The sequence below is a fragment of the Salinarimonas sp. NSM genome, from assembly GCF_052380005.1.
GTDB lineage: Bacteria > Pseudomonadota > Alphaproteobacteria > Rhizobiales > Beijerinckiaceae > Salinarimonas.
In genome coordinates, this window is the sequence record NZ_JBQTCJ010000004.1 from 28,579 (window position 1) to 53,193 (window position 24,615).

The following is a 24,615-nucleotide window of genomic DNA, read 5'->3' on the forward strand; positions in this document are numbered from 1 at the left end:
TATCCTTCCTCAGTGCTCCAGGAGCTTGTCGAGCGCTCCCGGCTTGTCGTGGATCGCGAGCTTGTCGACGATCGTCTCGCTCGCCGCGTTGAGCCCGACGATCTCCACCTCCGCGCCTTCACGACGGAACTTGAGTACCACCGTGTCGAGGGCCGAGACACTGGAGATGTCCCAGATGTGCGCCCGCGACACGTCGACGACGACGCGGTCCAGCGCCTCCTTGAAGTCGAACGAGGCGGCGAAGGTCTCCGCGGAGGCGAAGAACAGCTGCCCTTCCACGACATATGTGCGGGTCGCTCCGTCGTCGGAGAGGTCCGATGTCACGCGGAAGAGCTGCGCGATCTTCCAGGCGAAGAAGATGCCCGACAGGAGGACGCCCAGCAGCACGCCGATGGCGAGGTTGTGGGTGAGCACGACGCCGGCCACGGTCGCCAGCATCACCACGCTCGACGAGCGCGGATGCGTGCGCAGGTTCGCGAGCGAGGACCAGGAGAAGGTGCCGACCGAGACCATGATCATGATCGCGACGAGCGCCGGCATGGGAATCTCGGCGACGAGGCCGCCGAGCGCCACGATCATCACGAGCAGGAAGACGCCCGCGGAGAAGGACGACAGCCGCCCGCGCCCGCCGGACTTCACGTTGATCACCGATTGCCCGATCATGGCGCAGCCCGCCATGCCGCCGATGAAGCCCGTCGCCGTGTTGGCGAGCCCTTGAGCCACGCATTCCTGGCGCTTGTCGCTCGGCGTGTCGGTGAGCTCGTCGACGATCTGCGCCGTCATCAGCGACTCGAGCAGCCCCACCGCCGCGACCGCGGCGGAATAAGGCAGGATGATCAGCAGCGTCTCCAAGGTGAGCGGGATGTCGGGGATCAGGAACACCGGCAGCGCGGAGGGCAGCTCGCCCATGTCGCCGACGGTCCGCACGTCGAGGCCCAGCGCCCACACGGCGAGCGTCACGACGACGATGCACACGAGCGGCGCCGGCACGATCGTCGTGATCCGCGGCAGGCCGTAGAGCACGACGAGGCCCGCCGCCACCAGCGCGTAGGTGATCCAGGTCACGCCGATCAGCTCCGGCAGCTGCGCCATGAAGATGAGGATCGCCAGCGCGTTGACGAAGCCCGTCATCACCGAGCGCGAGACGAACCGCATCAGCTGCGCGATGCCCGCCCAGCCGGCGACGATCTGGATGAGGCCGGCGAGCACGGTCGCCGCGAGCAGGTACTCGAGCCCGTGGTCGCGCACGAGCGTGACCATCAGCACCGCGGTCGCCGCCGTCGCCGCCGAGATCATCCCCGGCCGGCCGCCGACGATCGCGGTGATCACCGCGATCGAGAACGAGGCGTAGAGCCCGACCTTCGGGTCGACGCCGGCGATGATGGAGAACGCGATCGCCTCGGGGATCAGGGCGAGCGCCACGACGAGCCCGGCCAGGAGGTCGGCGCGGACGTTGCCGAGCCAGTCTGCGCGTAGCCGCGCGGGGGAGAAGGTCTTCATGAAAAGTCGCTTTCGTCGCCACGCGGACGGGCGGGGCGCGGGGGATCGAGAGAGGTGACGCATCGATATGCGAGCAGGCGAAGCCGCGAGCGCCGGCGCCGCGAGGCGGAGCCTCGAGCGGGGCGGGTCGTCGATGAGGAGGCGGCGGAGTTACATCGGCCTCGGGGCTGCGTCTGGACGGTGGCTATGCTGCAATGCAGCTGAGCCATCATGGTTACGCGGACGAGGGTGAGGATGCAAGGCCGGCTCGCCAGCGCGACGGCGTGCGAGCGCCCTGCGCGGCTCGACCGGATCGCCCGGCGCGTTCAGCGCTTCGTCGCGCGGATCGACACGGCGAGGGGTATCGGCACCGCGCCGTCGGGCAGCCGGTACATGCGGTCCGCGCCCGGCACCATCGACGGGAAGAGGCGCGACGGTATCCGCTCGTGCTCGTGGAGGAACTCGATGGCCATTCCCGCGTCGAGGAGCCCGCCGATGATGTCCGAGAGCGGGTGAATCCAGCAGAACTCCTCGACCGGCGTCGAGAAGGCGTCACCGGTGTAGCTCGCCGTCTCGACGAAGCGGTCCGGCCGGTCCGCGGGCGTGCGCCAGCCGTAGCTCGGCTGGAGACGGCCCTCCCGCTCGTCCAGCACGAGGGCGGAGGGATGGAGATCGGCGAAGTAGAGCGCGCCCGACGGCCCGAGCAGGCTCGCGACCGTCCGCGCCCACCGCCGCACGTCCGGCAGCCAGACGATCGTACCCCACGTGGCATAGACGAGATCGAACGCGCCCTCGAGCACCTCCCGTGCCTCGTAGACGTCCGCTTCCACGAAGCGTGCCGCGAGCCCCGCCCGGGCCGCCAGATCCCGTGCCGCGCCGATCGCCTCGGGAGCGAAATCGAGGCCCGTCACGTCGGCGCCGCGCCGGGCGAGCGAGAGCGTGTCGAGGCCGAAATGGCACTGGAGATGCGCGATCCTGAGGCCGGTGACGTTCCCGATCTCCGCCGCCTCGATCGGATAGAGCGCCTCGCCCCCGCCGAGGAAGCCGGCGACGTCGTAAAACCCGGTCCCGTCGGCGACGTGCAGGGCGGCGCGACGCGCCCAGGCCTTTCGGTTGGCGTCCCACCACGGGGAACGCGAAGTGTCGGGCATCGCTCGTCGTCTCCGGCGTGATCTGGAGGAGGGCCGTCACACGTGTCGCGCCGCGTCGTGCGGCATGAGACCGCCGTGCGAGCCGAAACGGAAGAGGCCCGCGGATCCGTCGCGGACCCACGGGCCTTTTCGAAAACCGGTGGTGGGCGCACTAGGGCTCGAACCTAGGACCCGCTGATTAAGAGTCAGCTGCTCTACCAACTGAGCTATGCGCCCGGTCCAGTCGGGGGCGGCGGTGGCCGCCCCGTCGTGAGGGCGCTTCGATATCCGAAGCCGGGGGGCGTGTCCAGCCCTCCGGGACGAAAAATCGAAGCGATCTTCGCGCCCTTCGCTGCGCCCTCAGACGTGCGCCTTCTCGCGGTGGTACGCGCCGGTGCCGCGCGTGAGGACGCGGTCGTCCGGCAGCACGTCGCCGGGGTCGAGGTCGCTCTCGCGGTCGAGCGCGCGCCACAGCGGCGTGAGCTCGGCGATGTCGAGGCGCGGCCAGGCGTCCGGCCCGTCGAGCACGAAGTAGGTCTCCTGGAAGTCGTCGATGCGGTAGCGCGTGCGCATCACCCGGCCGAGGTCGAAGGCGACTCGGTTGGGCGAGGCGCTCTCGATCGAGAACACGGTCTCGCCGGGCGAGGAGGCGATGCCCGCGCCGACGATGCGAAGCCCCTGCGGCGTCTGCGCCAGCCCGAACTCGACGGTGTACCAGTAGAGCCGCGCCAGCCGGTGCAGCGTGCCGTGCCGCGCCGCCTCGAGCCCGGCCTTGCCGTATTCCTCGAGATAGTCGGCGTAGACCTGCTGCATGATCAGCGGCACGTGGCCGAACACGTCGTGGAAGACGTCGGGCTCCTCGATGTAGTCGATCTGCTCGGGCTTGCGGATCCACCAGCCGGCGGGAAACTTGCGGTCGGCGAGCAGCTTGAAGAACACGACGTCCGGCACGAGCCCCGGCACCGCCACGACCTCCCAGCCGGTCGTCGCCTTCAGGCGCTCGTTCATGACGCGGAAGTCCGGGATGCCGTCGTCGGAGATGCCGAGCCGGTCGAGGCCGTCCAGGAAACCGTCGACCACGCGGCCCTCGAGGATCGCGCGCTGGCGCGCGGCGAGGCGGGCCCAGGTCGCGTGGTCCTCGGCCGTATAGGAAGAGAAGCCCTGATCCTGCAGGAAGTCGCGCGGGTCGTCGCTCGTGGCGTTGGGGTTCATGGAATCCTCCTTGTCGTCTGGAGGGACAAGTCGTGAGTCGCGTTCCGATTTCCATACCGGGTGCAACAGCACCGATGAAACGGGCGCGCCCCGCTGGAACGCGCCCGTCTCGCCGTCCGCACCGGAATGGGCGCGTCAGCGCGCCTGCGCCTCGATCGTCACGAGCGGAAGGAGCTCGCGGGGATCCTCAGTCTGCATCGCCGCGGCGAGCGGCACGCCGGCGGGGTCGACCGCGGTCACGGACACGTCGAGCTCGCCGGGAGCCTCCAGGAACGTCGCGAGCGCCTCGCCGAGCGCGATCGCCTCGGGCGTCGCGCCGAGCTGCGCCGGCACCATGGTACGCGCCGCCATGACGCCCATCCCGCGCAGGTCGTCGGCACCGACACCCATGCGCCCGGCCTGCATGTCGAGGAGCCGCTCGGTCAGTCCCTCGTCGGCGATCGAGACGCTGAAGCTGAGCGCGGTGGCTGCGGCCGCGGCCATCATCGCCGCCATCTGGTCGCCGGAGAAGATGCCCGCCCCGATGTTGCCGAACTCCGCCGCGAGGCCGAAGCGGCCCATGTCGACGCCCGTCAGCACGGCCTCCTCGATCGCGAGCGTCTGCTCCGCGGCGTTCCAGCGCGCGGCGAAGGCGCCCGAGAGATCGACCTCCTCGTAGCCGAGCGCCCGCAGCTGCGCCACGCGACCCTGTCCCGAACCCTCCGGCAGAGCGAAGGCGAGGTTGTCGAAGCGCGCGCGCAGGCTCGACGGCACGCCGTCGACGACGTCGTCCGCCGTCATCGCGAAGGTGGCCAGCGTCAGGTCGACCGGCTCCTCGCGGCCCGGCGGCACGATGGAGCCGGCGAGCTCCTCGAGCCGCAGCGTGCCGATCGTCGGCACGAGCGCGCGCGCGCCTGCCGCGTCGAGCGCGGCCTCGCCCTCGGCGATGCGCCGCATGCCCTCGATCATCGGCGCGACGGAGAAGCCCTCGGAGACGACGGCCGCGATCGTCAGCTGCGCCTGCTCCGCGTCGACACGAATGGTCTCGGCGCGTGCGGGCCCGTCACCCCCGAAGACGATACGCTCGATGCCGAAGACCGGGTCGTCGCCGGCCTCGGCGACGGTGACCGCGACGTCCTCGACGACCACCCGGCCGACGCGCACGGCGCCCATCATGTCGGCCATCATGCCGAGCATGCGGCGGGTGTCCTCCTCGCCGGGCTCCTCGCCCGCCTCCGCCATCGCTTCCAGCTCGGGCATCATCGTCGTGAAGGGCTCGCGCATCAGGCGGCCCTCCACGGCGTCGCCGGAGACGCGCCCGACGGCGAAGGAGGCGTCGTCGTCGCCGAAGCGCATGGCGGCGACGGAGAAGGAGTCGTAGATCGACCGGAACGGGTTCTCGCCGTCCTCCGGCGCGCCGTCGGTGTACCAGCGCACGGTGAAGGGCAGGTCGAAGCCCTCGACCACGGTCTCGCCGATCTCACCCTCGAAGGGCCGCCCGTCGGGGCCCTCGGCGGCGATGCGTCCCGAGCCCGCCACGAAGCGGGCGATCACGCCCGCGCTCACGTCCTCGGCGACCAGGTCGCTGTAGGTGATCGTCGTGCGCGCGTCCTCGACCTCCTGCTCGATGACGAGCCGGGGCATCGTGATCCGCTCGGCCGAGATTCCGGCGAGCGCCTCGTGCCACGGCGCGTCGGCCTTGCCCTGGAGCACGTCGAGCAGCGCCTCGCGCGAGAGGCTCGAGCCTTCGATCGTGACGCTGGGCAGGCGGTAGACGCTCGGGCCGGCGTCGATCGTGACGTTCTCGAGCGTCACGGCGCTCTGCGCGAGAGCGGCTGCGAAGAGCCCGCGCTCCAGCGTCACGGCCTCGACGGAAACCGGCCCCTCGCCCGCCGGCAGCGCGATCCGGACGGGAGAGGCCCCGATGTCGCCCAGGGCGAGAACCGTGGCGGCGACGCCGGTCATCAGCGCGAGGCGACGCGCGCGAAAGCGCTTATCTCGTGTCATGTGAGGTCCTCTTCCTGGCCGCGCCTCCCCGCGGCGCGGCGCGATCATAGCCACGGGCCGGCGGTTTGACAGAGCGGGTTGGCGAAAAATCGGCGGCGGGGCGGCGGCTCAGTCGGTGAAGACCACCGTCTTGCCGCCGTTGAGGACGACGCGATCCTCGATGTGCAACCGTACGGCGCGCGCCAGCACCCGCCGCTCGATGTCCCTGCCCTTGCGCACGAGGTCGTCGGGCGTGTCCCGGTGCGAGATGCGCTCGACGTCCTGCTCGATGATCGGCCCCTCGTCGAGGTCCGACGTCACGTAGTGCGCCGTCGCGCCGATCAGCTTCACGCCGCGCGCGTGCGCCTGGTGGTAGGGCTTGGCACCCTTGAAGCCCGGCAGGAAGGAATGATGGATGTTGATGCAGCGGCCCGTCATCTTCGCAGAGAGCCCGTCAGAGAGCACCTGCATGTAGCGCGCGAGCACGACGAGATCGGGCGAAACCTCCTGCACGAGCCGCCACAGGGCGCTCTCCTGCTCGAGCTTGGTGTCCTTCGTCACCGGCAGGTGGTGGAAGGGGACGCCGCCGAAATCGAGATGATCGAAGGTCTCGCGCGGGTGGTTCGAGACGATCGCCGCGAGGTCCATCGCGAGCTCGCCCGTGCGCCAGCGGTAGAGCAGGTCGGCGAGGCAATGGTCGAAACGCGAGGTGAGGATCATCACCCGCCGGCGCGCGTCCGTGCCGCGCATCGACCAGGCCATGCCGAAGCGCTCCGCCAGCGGCGCGAAGCCCTCGCGAAGCGCCTCCACCGGCGCGGCACCGTCGAGCCGGTTGAGCACGACGCGCATGAAGAAGTTGCCCGTCTGGGTGTCGTCGTACTGCTGCGCGTCGAGGATGTTGCAGGCGTTCTCGAAGAGATGCGCCGAGACAGCGGCGACGATGCCGGGGCGGTTGCGGCAGGACAGCGTGAGGACGATGGCTGGCTCGGCGGGCATCGGGTCTCGCATTCGGGATCTCGGGCTCGTCTCGGCTCTCGGCGGGCGGTGCGCGGCCGCGCCCTCCCGCTCTAGCTCGGAACGGCCGCGCGCGCCACTCACGCGATCAACCGCCGCCGATCCCCTCCTCGACGACGCCCGTCCCGCCGCAGGTCGGGCATGGCCGGTTCTCGAGCCGACCGCTGCCGCGACAGTCCGGGCAGACGTTCTCGCCGGCACCGGTCGTGCCCGGCGCAGCCTCGTCGCCGGGAGAGATCGGCAGGATCGTCTCGGGCGGTCCGTGCGAGGTTTGCGACGTCGGTGGGGAGGTACGCTCGCGATCGGCCATGGGTCGGTCCTTCCGTTGCGCCGACCCAACGTCCGCGGCCGAGCCGGGTTTCGAAGGGGCTGCCGCCGGCCTCACCGCCCGGGCAGCGGGATGAACTCCGTCTCGCCGGGCACGCCGGCGAAGCGGCCCTCGCGCCAGTCGTTCTTCGCCTCCTCGATGCGCTCGCGCCGGGAGGAGACGAAGTTCCACCAGATGTAGCGGGGACCGTCCATCGGCTCGCCGCCGAGCATCATGAAGCGGGCCGGCGTCGCCGCGCGGACGGCGATGCGGTCGCCCGGCCGGAAGACGAGAAGCCGGCCGGGGCCGAACCGGTCGCCGGCGATCTCGACGTCGCCGGAGACGGTATAGATCGCCCGCTCTTCCCAATCCGCGTCGAAGGGCACGACCGCGCCGGCCTCGAGTATCGCGTCGGCGTAGATCGTCTCCGTCGAGGTCCGCACCGGCGAGCGCGCGCCCAGCGCGGCGCCGGCGATCAGCCGCACGCTCTTGCCCTCGCCCTCGAGGATCGGGAGCGCGTCCGCGGCGTAGTGCACGAAGCCGGGATCGCCCTCCTCGTCGCGCTCGGCCAGGGCGACCCAGCTCTGGATCCCGAACAGCTTGGAGCCGGTGGTTCGCAGATCGGCGGAGGTACGCTCCGAATGGGTGATGCCGCGCCCCGCGGTCATCAGGTTGAGCGCGCCGGGCCGGATCGGCAGCTCGGTGCCGAGGCTGTCGCGGTGCATGATCTCGCCGTCGAACAGGTAGGTGACGGTGGCGAGCCCGATGTGCGGGTGCGGGCGCACGTCCATTCCGGCGCCGAGCAGGAACTCGGCCGGGCCCATCTGGTCGAAGAAGATGAAGGGGCCCACCATCTGCTTCCTCGCCGAGGGCAGCGCGCGGCGCACCTCGAAGGAGCCGATGTCGCGCGCCCGCGGAACGATCACCGTCTCGATCGCGTCACAGGATCGGGCGTCCCCGTGAACGGGATCGTCCGCATGCTCGAACCTCATGACCGCTCTCCTCGGCGTGGGGTCGCCGTTCGTGCTCATCGTGCCGCCATCATGACCGAGGAGGGACGACCCGGCGAGAGGGACGGCCGCAATCGAATCATGGCGTCAACGCAAATGAAAACGAATCCACGCGTTCTGGACGCCGCATCCACGCAAGATATCGACGCCAGCCGTCTTCCCCTTTCCCGCCCGCGGCGCTACGAGCGGCATCCGCGGCACGCGCGGCCTCGCCGCGAAGGAGGCACCCCCGCATGATCACCCTCTACGGCGCCCGCGACGGCACGCTCGTGCGCCTGCCCGAGACGGAGCCGCATCCGGACGCGGTCTGGATCGACCTGTGCGAACCCACCCCCGAGGAGGAGGAGGCGGTCGAGCGGATGATCGGCGTCGAGGTGCCGACCCGCCAGGAGATGGCCGAGATCGAGGAGAGCTCGCGCCTCTACCGCGTGGACGGCTCCCTCGTGGTCACCGCCACCATCATCGAGGGCGCGGGCGAGGGGCGGCCCGCCCGCACGCAGGCGACCTTCGTGCTGAGCGAGCGCCATCTCGTCTCGATTCGCTACGGCGATCCCCTGCCCTTTCGCGCTTTCGAGACGAAATGGGCCCGCCAGCCCGAAGCGCGGCCGACGAGCGACCTCGTCTTCGTGGCGCTCGTCGACGCGATCGTCGAGCGCGCGGCGGACGTGCTGGAGTACGTCGCCGCCGACCTGAACGGCGTCTCGACGCACCTCTTCGTGGAGAGCGGGCCGCGCAAGGCCAAGGAGGCGGAGAGCGACCTCCAGGACATCCTGATGCGGCTGGGGCGTCGCAACATGATGATCTCGATCCTGCGCGAGAGCCTGCTCTCGCTCACCCGCCTCGTGCCCTTCGTGCGCCAGGGCGGCGAGCACTGGCTGTCGAAGGAGGCTCCCCACCGCCTCAAGCAGCTCGAGCGCGACCTGCGCTCGCTGTCGGCCTACGAGGGCCAGCTGACCGCCGAGATCGTCTACCTGCAGGAGGCGACGCTCGGGCTGATCAACCTCGCCCAGAACCGCGTCATCAAGGTGCTCTCGGTCGCGGCCGTGATCTTCCTGCCGCCGACCCTGGTCGGCACGGTCTACGGCATGAACTTCACGCACATGCCGGAGCTCGAATGGGCCTTCGCCTACCCGGTGGCGCTCGCTGCCATGGTCGTCTCGGCCGCCGGCTCCTTCTACTGGTTCAAGCGCAAGGGATGGCTGTGAGCATCCCCGCGCGGTGACGTGGCGGGCTCGGGCGGCTATAGCTGGGTCGACGAACCGGAAAGACCGCAATGGCCGACCATCGCCTCGACGCCGCACCCGAGACCGTGCACTGGGGGTACTTCGACGCCGCGCTCGCCCCGCGGCTCGTCGTCGACAGCGGCGACCGGGTGACGATCTCGACCGTCTCCGGCGCCGCGGAGGTGATGCCGCCCGCGCCGTTCACGGTGCCGCCGGCGCTCCGCGCCATCCACGCGGCGCTCTCGCCGAAGCTGCCGGGCCACATCTGCACAGGGCCCGTCGCCGTGCGCGGGCTGAAGGCAGGGGGCGTGCTGGAGGTACGCATCGCGGCGATCGACCTGCACTACGACTGGGGCTACAACACGCTCGGCCCCCAGCGCGGCGCGCTCCCGGACGACTTCGCGACGCCGCTCTGCGTTCACATCCCCCTCGACCGCGCGCGAAACGTGGCGCGCCTCTCCTGGGGGCTGGAGCTGCCGCTCGCACCCTTCTTCGGCGTCATGGGCGTCGCGCCGCCGCCGGAATGGGGCGCGCTGTCGACGCTGCCGCCGCGGCGAAACGGCGGCAACCTCGACAACAAGGAACTCGTCGCCGGCACGACGCTCTACCTGCCCGTCCACGTCGACGGCGGCAACTTCTCGGTGGGCGACGGGCACGGCGCGCAGGGCGACGGCGAGGTCTGCATCACGGCGATCGAGACCGGGCTCGTCGGCACGTTCGAGCTCCACGCCCGCAACGACATGAGGCTCACCTGGCCGCTGGCCGAGACGCCGACGCACTGGATCACCATGGCCTTCGACCCGGATCTCGACGATTGCGTCGTGATCGCGCTGCGCGAGATGATCGACCTCGTCGTCAACGAGGCCGGCATCTCGCGCGAGGACGCCTACATGCTCGCGAGCCTCGCCGCCGACCTGCGCATCACGCAGGTCGTTAACGGCAACAAGGGCGTCCACTGCATGCTGGCCAAGGATCTGCTGCGCCGCGGCTGACCCGCGCAGGACCCGAACTGCCGCCGGAACCACCGCTACACCGCCCCCGTTGGCGAGCGCGGGAGGAGCGGCGCTCATGGTGGGTAACACGGCGGGGGAAACGACGGACGAGGTGGCGCGGGTGCAGGCGCCACCCCGCCCCGGCGCGGACGCGCGTGCGGCTCATACGCCCGGTTTCGCCGGCGGCGAGACGCCGTTCGTGCGCAAGGTGCTGATCGTCCTGCTCGTCACGGCGCTCGCCTTCGCCGTCTACCAGTTCGCCTACGTTCTGGTTCTCGCCTTCGGCGCGCTGCTGCTCGGCGTCATCATCCGCGCCTTCGTCGACCAGGTCGCCCGCATCCCGGGGCTCTCCGGCAACGCCGCCTTCTATGTCGGCCTCGTGCTGCTGATCGCCGTGATCGCCGGCTTCGCCACGTTCTTCACCATGACCATCCAGGGCCAGGTGCGCGACGTGATCGAGCAGCTGCCCGAGGCGATCCGCGCGATCGGCGAGCGTTTCGACATCGACGATCCCGTAGAGCGCCTGGAGCAGCGCTTCACCTCGGCCGCCGGCGACGGCTCGACGCTGATGAGCCGCGCGGCGAACATCGGCTTCACCGTGCTCGGCGGCCTGTTCGACGCCCTCATCGTGATCGTGGCGGGGATCTATCTCGCCTACGACCCGGCGCTCTACCGGCGCGGCATCGTGCGGCTCTTCCCCCACGAGCACCAGGAGCGCATCGACGCCGCCTTCCTGACCACGGGCAACGCGCTCAGGCTGTGGTTCTTCGGCCAGCTCATGTCGATGGCGCTGGTCGGCGTGCTCACCGGGATCGGCTTCTGGTGGATCGGCCTGCCGTCCCCCGCCGCCCTCGGCCTGATCGCGGGGGTGACGAACTTCATCCCCTTCCTCGGCGCCTTCCTCGGCTCCGTCCCCGCCGTCGTCTTCGCCTTCAACGAGGGGATGAACGCGGTGATCTGGACCATCGTCGTCGTCACCGTCGTGCAGCAGCTCGAGGGCAACGTCTTCCTGCCGCTGATCCAGCGCGCGGCGGTGAAGCTCGCCCCCGCCTTCGCTCTCTTCGCCATCGTGGCCTTCGGCCTGGTCTGGGGCTTCCTCGGCGTCTTCCTCGCCGTGCCGATGGCGGTCACGATCATGGTCTTCGTGAAGATGCTGTGGATGAGGGAGGCGCTCGGGGAGGAGACGAGCGTGCCGGGGGAGGAGGACGGGGAGGATGGGGAGAAGACGAAGGCGGATGCGAGCCGGCGGGGGTGACGACGTCACCGAGCCGTGCACGGGAGCGCGCGCGCCGTGTCGCGCCCTCTCACTCCCCCCAAGGCCACCCCACCACCCGCTCCACCAGCTCCGCCAGCCCCACCTCGTCCTCCATCCCCGACACCCGCCCGCGCACGGATACCCCCGCCGCGTGCACCGTCTCCGGCGAGCCGGAGACCAGCGGGTGCCACCAGGCGAGCCCCCTGCCCTCTGCGATCCGGCGGTAGGCGCAGGTGCCCGGCAGCCAGGAGAGGCTCTCGACCGCCTGCGGCGTCAGGCGCACGCAGTCGGGCACCTGGGCCTGGCGGTTCTCGTAGTCGCGGCAGCGGCAGGTGCCGGCGTCGAGGAGGCGGCAGGCGACGTCGGTGTAGGCGACCTCGGCGGTGTCCTCGTCCTCGAGCTTGACGAGGCAGCAGCGCCCGCAGCCGTCGCACAGGCTCTCCCACTCCGCCTCCGACATCTCGGACAGCGACTTCGTGCGCCAGAACGGGGCAGCGGCGGGGACGGGCGTCTCGCGGCGGGACATGGGGCGATCCTCGGCGGGCGTTCACCGCCCGTCAACCTCAACGAAATCCGAACGCGGCGGCCCCTTTTCGCGGCGAATGCGACCGGCACGCGCCTTGCGGGTCCCACCGCGACGGGAGACCGGCGCCTGTGGCTACTGCGCCGCCTCCCGGGCGGGAGCGTGGCGGCGGCGCGGCCGATCCGGGGCGAACCCGGGGCGTGCCCAACCGTTTGGAAGCGACCGCACGGTTCGGATTCGAATCGCCGCGGGCACGGATGTCTGATAGGAAGCTGGGCGATTAACCTTCGGTTAAGCGGCCTGGACGGGGAGCGGGGGAAGCGGGTGCGTTTCGATCGGAAGATCAGCGTCTGGACACGGGTCAAGCGGGCCGCGCTGGCGTTCGACGCCTGGCTCTCCGCCTCGGCGTTCGACTCGCGCCGTGATCTCGAGACGCTGTGGCGCCGCTACACCGCCTTCACGGATCTCTTCCGCGCCCGCGGCGCCGCGCGCGTCGTGCTCGACCTCGCCTCCGAGGGCGTGACGCTCGGGCTCGCCGGTGCGACCGTGATGCTCGCGCTCGCCATTCCAGCCTTCTACGAGACGCAGGAGGACTGGCGGCGCACCGACGAGCTCGCCGTCACCTTCCTCGATCGCTACGGCCAGGAGGTGGGCCGGCGCGGCATCCGCCACGACGATTCGGTAGCCATCGACGAGATCCCCGAGGTCGTCATCAAGGCGGCGCTCGCCACCGAGGACCGGCGCTTCTTCACGCATTGGGGCATCGACCCGATCGGCACGGCGCGCGCGCTCGTGGCGAACTCGCGCGAGGGTGGCGTGGTACAGGGCGGCTCGACCATCACCCAGCAGCTCGCCAAGAACCTGTTCCTGTCCAACGAGCGCACCCTCGACCGCAAGATCAAGGAGGCGTTCCTCGCGCTCTGGCTCGAGTTCCAGCTCTCCAAGAACGAGATCCTCAAGCTCTATCTCGACCGCGCCTACATGGGCGGCGGCAATTTCGGGGTCGTCGCCGCGGCGGACTTCTATTTCGGGAAGCCGATCGGCGAGGTGACGCTCGCCGAGGCCGCGATGCTGGCCGGCCTGTTCAAGGCGCCGTCGCGCTTCTCGCCGCACGTCAACCTGCCCGCCGCGCGCGCCCGCGCCAACGACGTGCTCACCGCCATGGTGAACGCGGGCTTCATGTCCGAGGGCCAGGTGCAGATCGCGCGCCGCAATCCTGCGAGCGCGATCGACCGCGGCCGCGAGACGACGCCGGACTACTATCTCGACTGGGCCTTCGAGCAGGTCCGCGACATGGCCCGCGACGGCTACTTCGACGGGCACCGGGTGCTCGTCGTGAAGACCCCGCTCGACCAGGCCATGCAGCAGCGCGCCGAGCTCGCGGTCGAGGACATGCTGCGCCAGCACGGCGAGCGCTACCGCGTCGGGCAGGCGGCCGTCGTCCTGATGGAGCCGGACGGGGCCGTGCGCGCCATCGTCGGCGGGCGCGACTACGGGCAGAGCCAGTTCAACCGCGCCGCGCACGCGCGCCGCCAGCCGGGCTCGTCCTTCAAGCCCTTCGTCTACGCCACGGCGTTGTCCTACCTGCCCTATCGCCCGGATTCGACGGTCGTCGACCGGCCGATATGCCTCGGCAATTGGTGCCCGAACAACTACAACCGCTCCTACGCGGGAGCGATGCCGATGATCACGGCGCTGGCGCGATCGATCAACACGATCCCCGTGCGCCTCTCCGTCGAGATCGGCGAGGGCGACGCCAAGCGCGGACGCGCGCGCATCATCGAGACGACGCGGCGCATGGGCGTCGAGACGCCGCTCGCCGACACGTCCTCGCTGCCGATCGGCGCCTCCGAGATGACCGTGCTCGACATGGCGGCGGGCTACGCCGTCTTCGCCAACGGCGGCGAGCGGGCGCGGCCCTATCCCGCCGCCGAGGTGACGACGCCGGACGGCGCGGTCCTGTACGCCCACGACCGCGACGCGCCGCGCGAGCGGGTGCTCGCCACCGGCGTCGTCGCGGACATGAACACGATGCTCGCGGCGGTTCCCGAGCGCGGCACGGGACGTCGCGCGGCCCTCGACGGCATCCGCTCGGCGGGCAAGACCGGCACGACGAACGCCTACCGTGACGCATGGTATGCCGGCTACACCGGCAATTTCGTCGCCGCGGTGTGGTTCGGCAACGACGACTTCACCTCCACGAACAACATGACCGGCGGCTCGCTCCCGGCCATGACCTTCAAGGAGATCATGACCTTCGCCCACGGCGGCGTCGAGCCGCGCCCGATCCCGGGGCTCGAGGACGACGGCTCGGTCGTCGCCGGCGGCGGCCCGACGACGACCGCGACCATCGACCCGCAGGTCGCGGCGCTCCGGCGCAACGCGCTCTCGCGCCGCTCCTTCGAGGTCGTCACCGGGATCGGCTCGCTCTTCGAGGAGGCTCGCTCGCCGCGCGGCTTCCGCGAGGGCCGCGCGCCCGGCCCCGCCGCCCTCGCCGCTCAGCCCCCCGGCGTCGGCGGGTTCGAGCCGGTGACGCGCTGAGGCCCGGGGGCCGCACGGGAACGTCGCCATGTTCGAAGCGCTGCGCCGGGCGGCCCGGAACGCCTATCATCTGATCCTGCTCGCATGGGCGGCGGCGCTCGGCGCCGGTCTCGGGCTCGGCTCCGCCCTGCTCGTGCTCGAGGGCGAGTACCCGTTCGGGGAGCGCCGGGTGCAGGCCTGGGTCGCGTGGCCGAGCGTCGGGTCGCCGTCCTCCGACCCGTACGCCCGCGCCATCATGGCGCGCTCTGCCGACGTGCCGCTCGCGCTCGGCGAGGGCATCGCGTTCCATGCCGACACCGACGAGCTCGGTCGGCCGCTCGACGCCGCCTGCAGCTACGTCGTGTCCGGCGAGACGCCGGTGGCGCGCGCCTGGACGGTCACGCTCTACGACCTCGACGGCCGCGTGCTCGAGACGCCCCAGCGCCGCGCCGGGCTCGCCTCCCCGCAGATGCTGCGCGACGAGGCCGGAGGGGTGACGATCGCGCTCGCCCCCGGCCCACGCCCCGGGAACTGGCTCCAGCTCCCCGGCGCCGGCCGCTTCCAGGCGGTTCTGCGCCTCTACGACAGCCCGGTCTCCGGCGCGCTGGGCTGGCTCGACGACGGCGCCATGCCGCGAATCGTCCGCCTGTCGTGCCCCGGGGAGGCGACGTCGTGACCCCCGGTGCCCGCGCCGTCCTGGACAGCCTCGGCCGAAACGTGGGCAAGCTCGCCCTCGCGACGACGATCGGGCTCGTGCTGGCGGCGATGACCCACATCGCCGCCATCCTGATGCTGCCCTGGCTCGCCCGCCAGGACGCGCACGCGCGGCTCGCGCCCACGGCGACCTCGGAGACCGCGGTCCTCGTCGCGGCGCCCCGCGACGCGGGGTTCGGCACGGTCGATCCGAGCCTGCCCGAGACCTGGTTGCCGCTGCACGACCCCGCGACGGCGGTGGGCGCCTGCGCCTACGATCTCGCGGAGGGGCCGCTGCGGGTGAGCGCCCTCGACGGGCGGCTGTTCCAGACGATCTCGCTGCACGCACGGGGTGGCGGCGCGTACTACGCGGTGACGGACCGCGCCGCCGTGCGTGGGCGCCTCGAGCTCGTCGTCGCCACCCCCGAGCAGCTCGACGCGCTCGTCGCGCGCGAGGCGGAGGCGCAGGCCGCGACGGACGCGCCGGCGGACGGGTTCGGCGACCTGCGCGTCGTGGCTCCCGGTCGCGAGGGCTTCGTCCTCGTGCGCACGCTCGCCGCGTTCCCGAGCGAGGCCGGCCTCGCGCGCGCGCTGGTCGAGGGGGTGACCTGCACGATCGAGCCGCTCTGACGGCGCGACGAGGCCTCCGGTACGATGAGGCCTCGATGCGCGCGTCCGCAGCGCGAGAGCCCGCGTTCGGGTCCGTTCTTGCGCGCATTGCCCCCGCCCCGTCCGCGCGGCATGGTCGGCGGCGCCGGAACGGCTCCGAGGTGCGACCTCGGCGCGGTTGCGGGGGAGGAGCGGGCTCGCTACATCGTGCGGGTCCCGAGGGAGCCGCATGCTGACGAAACTCGCCAATCCGAGCACGTTCCTGCGTTGGTCCGGGGCGCTGCTCCCCTGGCTCGCCGGCCTCACCGTCGCGACGCTCGGCATCGGCCTGTGGATGGCCTGGTTCGTCGCGCCGGCGGACTACCAGCAGGGCGAGACGATCCGGATCATGTACATCCACGTGCCGTCCGCCTGGCTCGCACTCTTCCTCTACGCGATGATGAGCGCGTCCGCGATCGGCACGCTGGTCTGGCGCCATCCGCTGGCGGACGTGTCCCAGAAGGCGGCGGCGCCCATCGGTGCGGCCTTCACGCTCGTGTGCCTGATAACGGGTGCGCTCTGGGGCAAGCCGATGTGGGGCACCTATTGGGTGTGGGACGCTCGGCTGACCTCGGTGCTGGTGCTCTTCCTCGTGTACGCCGGCATCATCGCGCTGTGGCGTACGATCGAGGATCCCTCGCGCGCCGCGCGAGCGGTCGCGATCCTCACGCTGGTGGGCGCGCTCAACCTGCCGATCGTCAAGTTCTCGGTCGACTGGTGGAACACGCTCCACCAGCCCGCGAGCGTCTTCCGCATGGACGGCCCGACGATCTATCCCTCGATGCTCTACCCGCTCCTCGTCATGGCGCTCGGCGTCACCCTGCTGGCGCTGGCCATGCACATGTACGCCATGCGCACGGAGGTCTACCGCCGTCGCGTGCGCACCCTGTCGATCCTCGAGGCCGAGCGCCTCGACGAGCGCCGGATGGCGGCCTGAGGAGGCGGCGATGAGCGATCCGCACACCCCCTTCATCCTGGCGAGCTACCTCGCGACGGTGCTCGTCATCGGCGGCCTGATCGCCCGCATGATCCTCGACCAGCGCGCCCAGAGGCGTGCGCTCGCCGAGCTCGAGGAACGCGGCGCCGGACGCGGGCGCCGCGGCGGCGAGCGCGTCGCGGGCGCGCCCGCGCCGTCGGCCGAGCGGCCCGCCACCACCGAGAGCGCCTGAGCATGGACGAGCGCCCGCAATTCGAGCCCGGCGACGCGAAGGACGCTCCCGCGCAGCGCTCGCCGATCCGTATCCTGTTCCTGCTGCCGGTCCTGATCTTCGCCGGCCTCGCGGTGCTGTTCCTGGTCGGGCTCTTCGGGGATCCGTCCCGCGTGCCCTCCGTGCTGATCGGCCGCCCCGCCCCGCAGGTGAGCCTGCCGCCGCTCGAGGGCCTCGCCGAGGCCGGCGTGCCGATCCCGGGCTTCACGACCGCGGATCTCGCGGGCACGCCGGAGCGGCCGGTGACGATCGTCAACGTCTGGGCGTCGTGGTGCGGCCCGTGCCGGATCGAGCACCCGGTGCTGATGGAGCTCGCCCAGCTGCCCTACATCACGATCGTCGGCATCAACTACAAGGACGCGCCAGAGAACGCGCGGCGCTTCCTCGGCGCGCTCGGCAACCCGTACGACCGGGTCGGCGTCGACGCGAACGGCCGCTCGGCCATCGACTGGGGCGTCTACGGCGTGCCGGAGACCTTCGTCATCGACCAGGCGGGCGTCGTGCGCCACAAGCACATCGGCCCGATCGAGCCGCAGCAGGTCGGCGACTTCCTCGACGCGATCCGCGCGGCCCTGCCGGAAGACATGCGGGATCGGCTTCCGACGGGGTGAGGCGTCGGCGGAGAGCCTCGCCTCCTCCCCTCCGAGGCGGACACGCGGAGCCCCCTTCAGCTCTTCAGCCGCCACCCGGTCCTGAAGATCCAGGCCACGATCGCGAGGCAGACGAGCATGAACACGAAGGTCATGGCGAGACTCACCGCCGGCGCGACGTCGGCGACCCCGTAGAAGCTCCAGCGGAACCCGCTGACGAGGTAGAGCACCGGGTTGAACAGAGCGACCGTGCTCCACGGCTCGGGCAGCATCGTGATCGAGTAGAACGTGCCGCCCAGGAAGGCGAGCGGGGTCACCACCATCAGCGGGATGAGCTGGAGGCGCTGGAACGAGTCCGCCCAGATCCCGATGATGAAGCCGAACAGGCTGAAGGCCGTGCAGGTGAGGACCAGGAACCCCGCCGTCCAGAGCGGGTGCACGATCGTGTAGTCCACGAAGATGCGTGCGGTCGCCAGGATCAGGCAGCCGATCAGCACGGATTTCGTCGCCGCCGCCCCGACGTAGCCGATGACCGTCTCCACCGCCGAGACCGGGGCGGAGAGCAGCTCGTAGATCGTGCCCTGGAACTTCGGCAGGTAGATCCCGAAGGAGGCGTTCGTCAGGCTCTCGGTGATCACGGTGAGCATGATCAGCCCCGGCACGATGAAGGCGCCGTAGGAGATGCCGTCGATCGTGTCGATGCGCGAGCCGATCGCCGAGCCGAAGACGATGAAGTAGAGCGAGGTCGAGAGCACGGGCGCGGCGACGCTCTGCATGATCGTACGCCGGAAGCGGTTCATCTCGAACAGGTAGATGGCGCGGATGCCGTTGAGGTTCATGACGGGCGCCCCTTCACGAGCGAGACGAAGATCTCCTCGAGCGAGCTCTCGGTGGTGGCGAGGTCGCGCACCTCGACGCCGGCCTCCGACAGGCGGCGCAGGAGGTCGGCGATGCCGGTGTCCTCGCTCTGGCTGTCGAAGACGTAGGTCAGCGTGCGTCCCTCCGCATCGAGGGTGAGCGCCGGCCGGGCGATCGCGTCGGGGAGGGCTGCGAGCGGCTCGCGCAGGTGGAGGGTCAGCTCACGGCGGCCGAGCTTGCGCATCAGCGCCGTCTTCTCCTCCACCAGCAGGATCTCGCCCTTGTGGATGACGCCCACCCGATCGGCCATCTCCTCGGCCTCCTCGATGTAGTGCGTCGTCAGGATGATCGTGACGCCTCGCTCGCGCAGGCGGTGGACCATCCGCCACATGTCCCGGCGCAGCTCGACGTCGACGCCCGCCGTCGGCTCGTCGAGGAAGAGGATGGCGGGCTCGTGCGCCAGCGCCTTGGCGATGAGCAGGCGCCGCTTCATGCCGCCCGAGAGCGCGATGATCTTGGCGTCGCGCTTGTCCCACAACGAAAGGTCGCGCAGCACGCCCTCGACGAAGGCGGCGTCTCGCGGCTTGCCGAACAGGCCGCGGGAGAAGGCGACCGTATCCATCACCCGCTCGAACGAATCGACGTGGAGCTCCTGCGGCACGAGGCCGATCTTCGTGCGGGCGACGCGGTAGTCGGCCAGCGCGTCGTGGCCGTCGACGAGGATGCGCCCGGCGCTCGGGCGCACGAGGCCGCAGATCGCGCCGATGAGCGTCGACTTGCCGGCGCCGTTCTCGCCGAGCAGCGCGAAGATCTCGCCGCGGCGGATGGTGAGGTCGACGTTCCTGAGCGCGGTGAAGCCGGAGGCGTAGGTCTTCTCCAGCCCCTCGACGCGAATGACGGCGTCGTCCGCGCCGAGGGGCTGCGGCGCCGGTCGGGCGTGCGCGGCGGGTCTCATGGGAGCTCCAAGGGGGCTTTCGGGGATTTTCGGCGGAGGTTCGGGGGATGCGTCTCGCCACCTCACATGGAGGAGCGCCGCCGCTTCGTCCAGGGCTTCCTCCGCAGGCGTGCGGCGCGAGGGGCTCGCTCAGGGCATGACTCCGTCCCGCGCGCCGCGTGCCGGCACGAGGCCGAACGCGTCGGCGATCGTCGCGACGATGGCGGCGTGGACGGCGGCGCGGTCGGCGCCCGGCGGATCGGTGCAGACCGGATCGTCCCCCTCCTCCGCGAGGAGCGTGGCGCCTTCCGGCTTGCAGAGGGGAAGCGCGGTGAAGTGGTTCGCCGGCGCGAGCATCACGACCTCGGCCTGCGGCACGGCGCTGGCGAAGCCCGATCCGTCGGCCGTGAAGTCCGTCGCGATCAGCCTGTCGCCCGCCTCGCCGAGCCCGATCAGGACGACGGTCTCGACGAGATCCGCCGCGTGCGCGGGGCCGAGCCCGGCATGGAGGCCCGGATCGATCGCGGCGACGCCGACGACGCGCGGGTCGCGCCAGGACGCGTCCCAGAGCGCCGCCTCGCGGGCGGAGAGGTCGATGCCGGCGGCGCGCAGCTCGCGGCAATGGGCGACGTGCGGTGCGGCGGTCTCGCAGAAGGCGGCGTAGGCCGCGAGATCCCCGCGCAGCCCCCCGATGGAGAGCGCCGTGAAGCCGCCGAAGGAGAACCCGGCCGCGTAGATCCGGTCCGGATCGACCCGCGGCCCGATGATCGGGTCCGCCAGGAGCGTGTCGAGCGCGGCGGACAGGTCCTGCGCGCGGGTCCAGTGGTCGAGGGCGCGGGCCTGGTCGAAGTCGCCGAACGTGCTGCCGGGGTGGTTCACGCCGACGACGATCGCGCCGCGCTCGGCGAGCCCGGCGGCCAGCCAGGCGAGGGAGCGCACGTGTCCGCCGATGCCGTGCGACAGCAGGACGACGGGGTGCGTCCCCTCTGCCGGAGCGGCGCCGATGCGCGCGTCGAGGCCGACGAAGATGATGTTCTCGGCGACACGGGCGGGCGTGCCGCCGGCGCCGGCGGGATAGAACACGTCGCCCGAGAGCGAGGTGTCGTGGTGGGGGGCGGTGAAGGGCATCGTGCCCACCGGCTGGGCGGCGGCGTGCGACGCGGTCGCTGCGGCGAGCGCGACGGCGGCGGCGAAGGGGATGACGCGAAGGGACATGAGCGGGGCTCCGAGGTTGGGACGTCGTGACCCCTCCGGCATGGCCTAAAAGCGGCCCCTCGCGCGTCCGAGAACCGGTTCGAGGTCGTCCGCGAACCGGTTCGCGGTCTAGGATGGGGCGTCACGCCAACGCTCCTTCTCCGATCCGATGCTCGTCCTGCCCGTCCCCCTCGTCGCCTCGCTGGTGCTCTCCTTCCTTCTCGTGCGGGCGCTCGCCCGCGGCGAGGGCACGCCGCTGCTCCTCGCCCTCATCGCCGCAGGCGCGGCGCAGGGCGCGCTCGTCGCGCTGGTGCAGCATTACGGCCTCACGGCCCTGCGCCCGCTCCAGCCGATCACCGCGAGCCTCCTGCCGCCGCTCGCCTGGCTCGCCTTCGTCGCCGCCGCGCTGCGGCCGCTTTCGGCGCGCGACGCGGCGCACGGTGCGGCCCCGCTCGTCGCGGCGGCGAGCGTGGTCCTGGCTCCGGCGGCGATCGACGTCGTCGTCGTCGCGACGTTCGCGGGCTACGGGATCGCGCTCCTCCTCGCCGCGCGCGGCGGTGCGGCGCTGCCGGATGCACGGCTCGAGAGCGGGGAGGTCCCGCGGCTGATTTGGCGGGCGATCGGCCTGCTGCTCGTCGGCTCGGCGGCGAGCGACGCACTCATCGCGGCGGACCAGGCGCTGCTCGTCGGCGCCTGGCGCGACCCGATCATCAGCCTGTTCACGGCGCTCGCGCTCGTCGCGATCGGCGCGCTGGCGCTCTCGCGCGACCTCCGCCCCTCCGGGAGAGACGCGGAAACGCCGGCGCGCGAGCCCCTTCCCCCGCTGCGCGATCCGCAGGCCGAGGAGGAGGACGCCGCGCTCGTCGCCCGGCTGGAGGCGCTGATGGAGCGCGACGCGCCCCATCTCGACCCGGACCTGACGCTCTCGCGCCTCGCGCGCCGCCTGGGCGTGCCGGCGAAGGCGCTGTCGGGCGCCATCAACCGGGTGCGCGGGGAGAACGTCTCGCGCTTCGTCAACGGCCACCGCGTCGCCCGCGCCTGCGCGCTCCTCGCGGAGGGCGCCGACGTCACGCGGGCGATGCTGGAGAGCGGCTTCGGGACGAAGTCGAACTTCAACCGCGAGTTCCTGCGCGTCACCGGCACGAGCCCGAGGGCCTGGCGCGCCGCGCACGCGAGCGCGTCCCCTGCCCCCTCCGGATCCGCGCCGCCGCGCTGGGCCTCCTCGCCCTCGCCGCCGCGCTGATCCCGACGATCGCGCCGGCGAGCGCGCCGCGCGCGGCTGCGAGAGGCGCGCGTTGCCGCAGCGGATCGATCACGGTGCTCCGCGCCGGAGCACCTCGCGCATCCGCGCCAGCGGCTCGACGCCCATCTGGCGCAGGAGGTCGAGCATGTCGAGCGGGACCCAGTTCTCGCGGATCAGGCCCTCGTGGTGGAGGTAGAAGTCCATCACCCGCATGAAGACCGGCTTGCCCGTCGGCGGCAGGCCGCAGAACCCGCCGCCGCCGTGGATCGCGTAGACCGACGGCCAGCCTCCCGTGACCGAGTACGGGCCGTCGCCGATGCGGATGTAATGCCCCGCGCCGTTGCGCGCCCGCTCGGCCGTCACCTCCTCGAACGTGCCCTGCGGGCGCTGGAAGGCGATGCGGAAAGGCAGCTGGTGCCCGTCGACGAAGCCGTCGAGCCCGCGCGTCGTGCCGATGCCGGCGGGGCCGTACCACATCATCTTCGGATGCCAGTAGTCGCGCTGCGGCATCGCGATCAGGCTCCCGCGGGAGAGGCTCGCCCGGTCGTCGTGCTCGGCGAGGCTGCGATGCATGGCGAGCGTCTGCGCGAGGCTCGCACGCGAGATATCCGGGTCGGAGGGGGCGAGCCGCACGCCGTCCGCCGTGATGGGCGCCGGCCAGGCCTCCGGGCTGCCGAGCGGCGGGGCGAGCGGCCAGACGCCCGCCTGGCGCATAAGGTCGAGCACGTCCCAGAGCAACGTCGCCTGGACGGCGCGGCCCTCGCCGTCGAGCTGCCAGACCTCGCCGTAGCGCAGATACACGGGCTTGCCGGTCGCCGGTATGCCGAGCCAGTCCCGGCGCATCGTCCCGCAATAATGGCCCATGGCGGCGACGTAGGTCCGCCCCTCGTAGCCGCCGGAGACGAAGATCCCATCGCGCCGCTCGAGATCCGGCAGCGCCGCCTTCAGCGGCATCCAGACCCGCGCGAGCCCCTCCGCGCGCCCCTCGACGACGTCGATCGGGTGCGCCACACGCCAAACCGTATCGTCTCGCGCGATGCGCGAAAGCGCCCCCTCGAGCCCACCGGCAGGCGCCTCGGCGAGGGCGGAGAGCGCGCGCAGGAAAGTGCGCCGACACTCCCCGTCGAGCGCGGCGGAAGGATCGAAACCCGTTGTCACGCAAGGCCTCCAGCGCCGTCGAGCACGGCGTGCGACTCAGATTCGGACAAAATCGGAACCCCTGCAAGTTTTTTCTTGCATACGAATGCAAAAGGCTGGAACCTTCGTTCGTTGACCCGAGGGGCGCCGCGACCGGCCGACACCCGTGGGCACGCGACTGGGAGACGAACATGACGATTTCGATGCGTGCAGTGACACTCGCCGCGGCTCTCGGGAGCGCGGGCCTCGTCGGCTCCGCCGGCCTCGCGGCGGCGGCGTGCGAGGTGACCTCCGGCCGGGTCTCGATCGTCGGCAACGAGTTCCCGGCGATCCAGACGGTCGCGGCCAACGCGGCGGAGTGCGCGACCGACGGGCTGACCGTGCGGGCGAACCTCACCGCGGACCACCAGACGATCAACCTGCCGGGCATGCAGGGCAACCCGGCGGAGTACACGAGCGCCATCGTGGCGACGTCCTCCATCGTCGCGCTCCTCAACGAGGACGTCATCCGCCCCCTCGACGACCTCGTCGCTCAGTACGGCCAAGACATCCCGCGCCGGCAGCTGATCACGGTCGACGGCGAGGTCGTGGCGGTCGCCTTCATGGCGAATTCCCAGCACCTCGTGTACCGCGCCGACGTGCTCGAGGAGATCGGCGTCGAGCCGCCGAGGACCTACGAGGAGCTGCTCGCCGCCGCCGAGAAGATCCGCGCCGCCGGCATCATGCAGAATCCCGTGGGTGGCGCCTACGCCGCGGGCTGGAACCTCGCCCAGGAATTCATCAACATGTACACCGGCATGGGCGGCGCGTTCTTCGAGCCCGGCACCCCGAACGTCTCCATCGACAACGAGCAGGGTGTCGCTGCGCTCGAGACGATGAAGGCGCTGACCGCGTACATGAACCCCGACTTCCTCACCCACGATTCGAACGCCACCTCGGCGGAGTGGGAGGCGGGCAACGTCGCGCTGATGAACATGTGGGGCTCGCGCACCGGCGTGCTGATGGACACCGAAGGGTCGACGCCGGAGGTCTACGAGAACACGATGGTCGGCGCGCCGATGACGGTGGGCGGCGGCGAGATCCCGGCGACGACGCTGTGGTGGGACGGCTGGACGGTCGCGCGCAACATCTCCGACGAGGACGCGGCGGCCACCTTCGTCGCCATGAAGCGCGGCATCAGCCCCGAGATCCTCACCGACGAGACCATGCCGCAGGCGGTGTGGATGATCGAGGGCTACGAGCCCGCCCCCGTCAACGAGGGCGTCATCCAGACCATGGCGATGGGCGCCCGGCCCTACCCGATGCTGCCCTACATGGGCATCCTCCACACCGCGCTCGGCGACAACATCGCCGACTTCCTCACCGGTCGCGAGGATGCGCGCACGACGCTCGCCGACATCGAGGCGGCCTACACCGCCGCGGCCCGTGAGCGCGGCTTCATCCAGTAGGCCCGAAGGCCCCGAGGAAGAGATCTCGACCT

Annotated in this window: 23 protein-coding genes and 1 tRNA gene; 11 read left to right on the plus strand and 13 right to left on the minus strand. The window is 71.4% G+C overall.

Annotated features, from left to right (window positions below; genetic code table 11):
- Positions 1-9: 9 nt before the first annotated feature.
- The 8 genes from ACTZWW_RS02885 to ACTZWW_RS02920 all read right to left on the minus strand — a co-directional run bounded on the left by ACTZWW_RS02885 (position 10) and on the right by ACTZWW_RS02920 (position 8,099).
- Positions 10-1,500, minus strand: a complete 1,491-nt coding sequence (locus ACTZWW_RS02885; RefSeq protein WP_444779430.1) for a SulP family inorganic anion transporter — start codon at positions 1,498-1,500, stop codon at positions 10-12.
- Between the two features lie 305 nt (positions 1,501-1,805).
- Positions 1,806-2,630 carry a class I SAM-dependent methyltransferase gene (locus ACTZWW_RS02890; RefSeq protein ID WP_444779431.1) on the minus strand — a complete coding sequence of 275 codons (825 nt, stop codon included), beginning with the start codon at positions 2,628-2,630 and terminating at the stop codon, positions 1,806-1,808.
- 140 nt (positions 2,631-2,770) lie between these two features.
- Positions 2,771-2,846: transfer RNA gene (locus tag ACTZWW_RS02895), tRNA-Lys, on the minus strand.
- Between the two features lie 123 nt (positions 2,847-2,969).
- On the minus strand, positions 2,970-3,821 hold the full coding sequence (phhA, locus tag ACTZWW_RS02900) for a phenylalanine 4-monooxygenase (RefSeq protein WP_444779432.1): 852 nt from the start codon (positions 3,819-3,821) through the stop codon (positions 2,970-2,972).
- A 135-nt stretch (positions 3,822-3,956) separates the two neighbouring features.
- Positions 3,957-5,807: a hypothetical protein gene (locus ACTZWW_RS02905; RefSeq protein WP_444779433.1), complete on the minus strand. Its 1,851-nt coding sequence runs from the start codon at positions 5,805-5,807 to the stop codon at positions 3,957-3,959.
- A gap of 108 nt (positions 5,808-5,915) precedes the next feature.
- Positions 5,916-6,782, minus strand: coding sequence for a formyltetrahydrofolate deformylase (purU, locus tag ACTZWW_RS02910; RefSeq protein ID WP_444779434.1), 867 nt, complete (start codon positions 6,780-6,782; stop codon positions 5,916-5,918).
- A 106-nt stretch (positions 6,783-6,888) separates the two neighbouring features.
- Positions 6,889-7,110: a hypothetical protein gene (locus tag ACTZWW_RS02915; protein ID WP_444779435.1), complete on the minus strand. Its 222-nt coding sequence runs from the start codon at positions 7,108-7,110 to the stop codon at positions 6,889-6,891.
- A 71-nt stretch (positions 7,111-7,181) separates the two neighbouring features.
- A complete protein-coding gene (locus ACTZWW_RS02920; protein ID WP_444779436.1) occupies positions 7,182-8,099 on the minus strand; it encodes a pirin family protein in 918 nt (305 codons plus the stop codon).
- Positions 8,100-8,350: 251 nt separating this feature from the next.
- Here ACTZWW_RS02920 and ACTZWW_RS02925 point away from each other — a divergent pair, with 251 nt between their 5' ends.
- From ACTZWW_RS02925 to ACTZWW_RS02935, 3 genes are all read left to right on the plus strand, one after another.
- The gene (locus ACTZWW_RS02925) at positions 8,351-9,322 is read left to right on the plus strand and encodes a magnesium transporter CorA family protein (protein ID WP_444779437.1); all 972 of its coding nucleotides are present in this window, start codon (positions 8,351-8,353) and stop codon (positions 9,320-9,322) included.
- Between the two features lie 68 nt (positions 9,323-9,390).
- Positions 9,391-10,332, plus strand: coding sequence for an acetamidase/formamidase family protein (locus ACTZWW_RS02930; RefSeq protein ID WP_444779438.1), 942 nt, complete (start codon positions 9,391-9,393; stop codon positions 10,330-10,332).
- A gap of 76 nt (positions 10,333-10,408) precedes the next feature.
- Positions 10,409-11,587, plus strand: coding sequence for an AI-2E family transporter (locus ACTZWW_RS02935; protein ID WP_444779439.1), 1,179 nt, complete (start codon positions 10,409-10,411; stop codon positions 11,585-11,587).
- 49 nt (positions 11,588-11,636) lie between these two features.
- On the opposite strand, the gene ACTZWW_RS02940 is transcribed toward ACTZWW_RS02935, so the two are convergent.
- Positions 11,637-12,113 (minus strand): YcgN family cysteine cluster protein, encoded by a 477-nt coding sequence (locus ACTZWW_RS02940; RefSeq protein ID WP_444779440.1) that lies wholly within the window; start codon positions 12,111-12,113, stop codon positions 11,637-11,639.
- A 321-nt stretch (positions 12,114-12,434) separates the two neighbouring features.
- Between ACTZWW_RS02940 and ACTZWW_RS02945 the strand changes: the two genes are divergently transcribed.
- From ACTZWW_RS02945 to ACTZWW_RS02970, 6 genes are all read left to right on the plus strand, one after another.
- Positions 12,435-14,651, plus strand: a complete 2,217-nt coding sequence (locus tag ACTZWW_RS02945; RefSeq protein ID WP_444779441.1) for a transglycosylase domain-containing protein — start codon at positions 12,435-12,437, stop codon at positions 14,649-14,651.
- Positions 14,652-14,679: 28 nt separating this feature from the next.
- The gene (locus tag ACTZWW_RS02950) at positions 14,680-15,306 is read left to right on the plus strand and encodes a DUF1214 domain-containing protein (RefSeq protein ID WP_444779442.1); all 627 of its coding nucleotides are present in this window, start codon (positions 14,680-14,682) and stop codon (positions 15,304-15,306) included.
- Positions 15,303-15,953 (plus strand): DUF1254 domain-containing protein, encoded by a 651-nt coding sequence (locus ACTZWW_RS02955; RefSeq protein WP_444779443.1) that lies wholly within the window; start codon positions 15,303-15,305, stop codon positions 15,951-15,953. The genes ACTZWW_RS02950 and ACTZWW_RS02955 overlap by 4 nt, the downstream gene beginning before the upstream one ends.
- 208 nt (positions 15,954-16,161) lie before the next feature.
- Positions 16,162-16,908: a heme ABC transporter permease gene (locus tag ACTZWW_RS02960; RefSeq protein WP_444779444.1), complete on the plus strand. Its 747-nt coding sequence runs from the start codon at positions 16,162-16,164 to the stop codon at positions 16,906-16,908.
- 10 nt (positions 16,909-16,918) lie between these two features.
- Positions 16,919-17,140: a heme exporter protein CcmD gene (ccmD, locus tag ACTZWW_RS02965; protein WP_444779445.1), complete on the plus strand. Its 222-nt coding sequence runs from the start codon at positions 16,919-16,921 to the stop codon at positions 17,138-17,140.
- Positions 17,141-17,142: 2 nt separating this feature from the next.
- Complete coding sequence (locus ACTZWW_RS02970) at positions 17,143-17,790, plus strand: DsbE family thiol:disulfide interchange protein (RefSeq protein WP_444779446.1); 648 nt, start codon at positions 17,143-17,145, stop codon at positions 17,788-17,790.
- Between the two features lie 56 nt (positions 17,791-17,846).
- On the opposite strand, the gene ACTZWW_RS02975 is transcribed toward ACTZWW_RS02970, so the two are convergent.
- From ACTZWW_RS02975 to ACTZWW_RS02985, 3 genes are all read right to left on the minus strand, one after another.
- A complete protein-coding gene (locus tag ACTZWW_RS02975; RefSeq protein WP_444779447.1) occupies positions 17,847-18,608 on the minus strand; it encodes an ABC transporter permease in 762 nt (253 codons plus the stop codon).
- Positions 18,605-19,582: an ABC transporter ATP-binding protein gene (locus tag ACTZWW_RS02980; RefSeq protein WP_444779448.1), complete on the minus strand. Its 978-nt coding sequence runs from the start codon at positions 19,580-19,582 to the stop codon at positions 18,605-18,607. The genes ACTZWW_RS02975 and ACTZWW_RS02980 overlap by 4 nt, the downstream gene beginning before the upstream one ends.
- Before the next feature lie 129 nt (positions 19,583-19,711).
- Positions 19,712-20,776, minus strand: coding sequence for an alpha/beta hydrolase family protein (locus ACTZWW_RS02985; protein ID WP_444779449.1), 1,065 nt, complete (start codon positions 20,774-20,776; stop codon positions 19,712-19,714).
- Between the two features lie 148 nt (positions 20,777-20,924).
- Here ACTZWW_RS02985 and ACTZWW_RS02990 point away from each other — a divergent pair, with 148 nt between their 5' ends.
- On the plus strand, positions 20,925-21,998 hold the full coding sequence (locus ACTZWW_RS02990) for a helix-turn-helix domain-containing protein (protein ID WP_444779450.1): 1,074 nt from the start codon (positions 20,925-20,927) through the stop codon (positions 21,996-21,998).
- Between the two features lie 69 nt (positions 21,999-22,067).
- On the opposite strand, the gene ACTZWW_RS02995 is transcribed toward ACTZWW_RS02990, so the two are convergent.
- Complete coding sequence (locus ACTZWW_RS02995; protein WP_444779451.1) at positions 22,068-23,156, minus strand: ester cyclase; 1,089 nt, start codon at positions 23,154-23,156, stop codon at positions 22,068-22,070.
- Positions 23,157-23,326: 170 nt separating this feature from the next.
- Between ACTZWW_RS02995 and ACTZWW_RS03000 the strand changes: the two genes are divergently transcribed.
- Entirely contained in the window at positions 23,327-24,583 is a 1,257-nt protein-coding gene (locus ACTZWW_RS03000; protein ID WP_444779452.1) for an ABC transporter substrate-binding protein, read from the plus strand.
- Positions 24,584-24,615 lie beyond the last annotated feature (32 nt).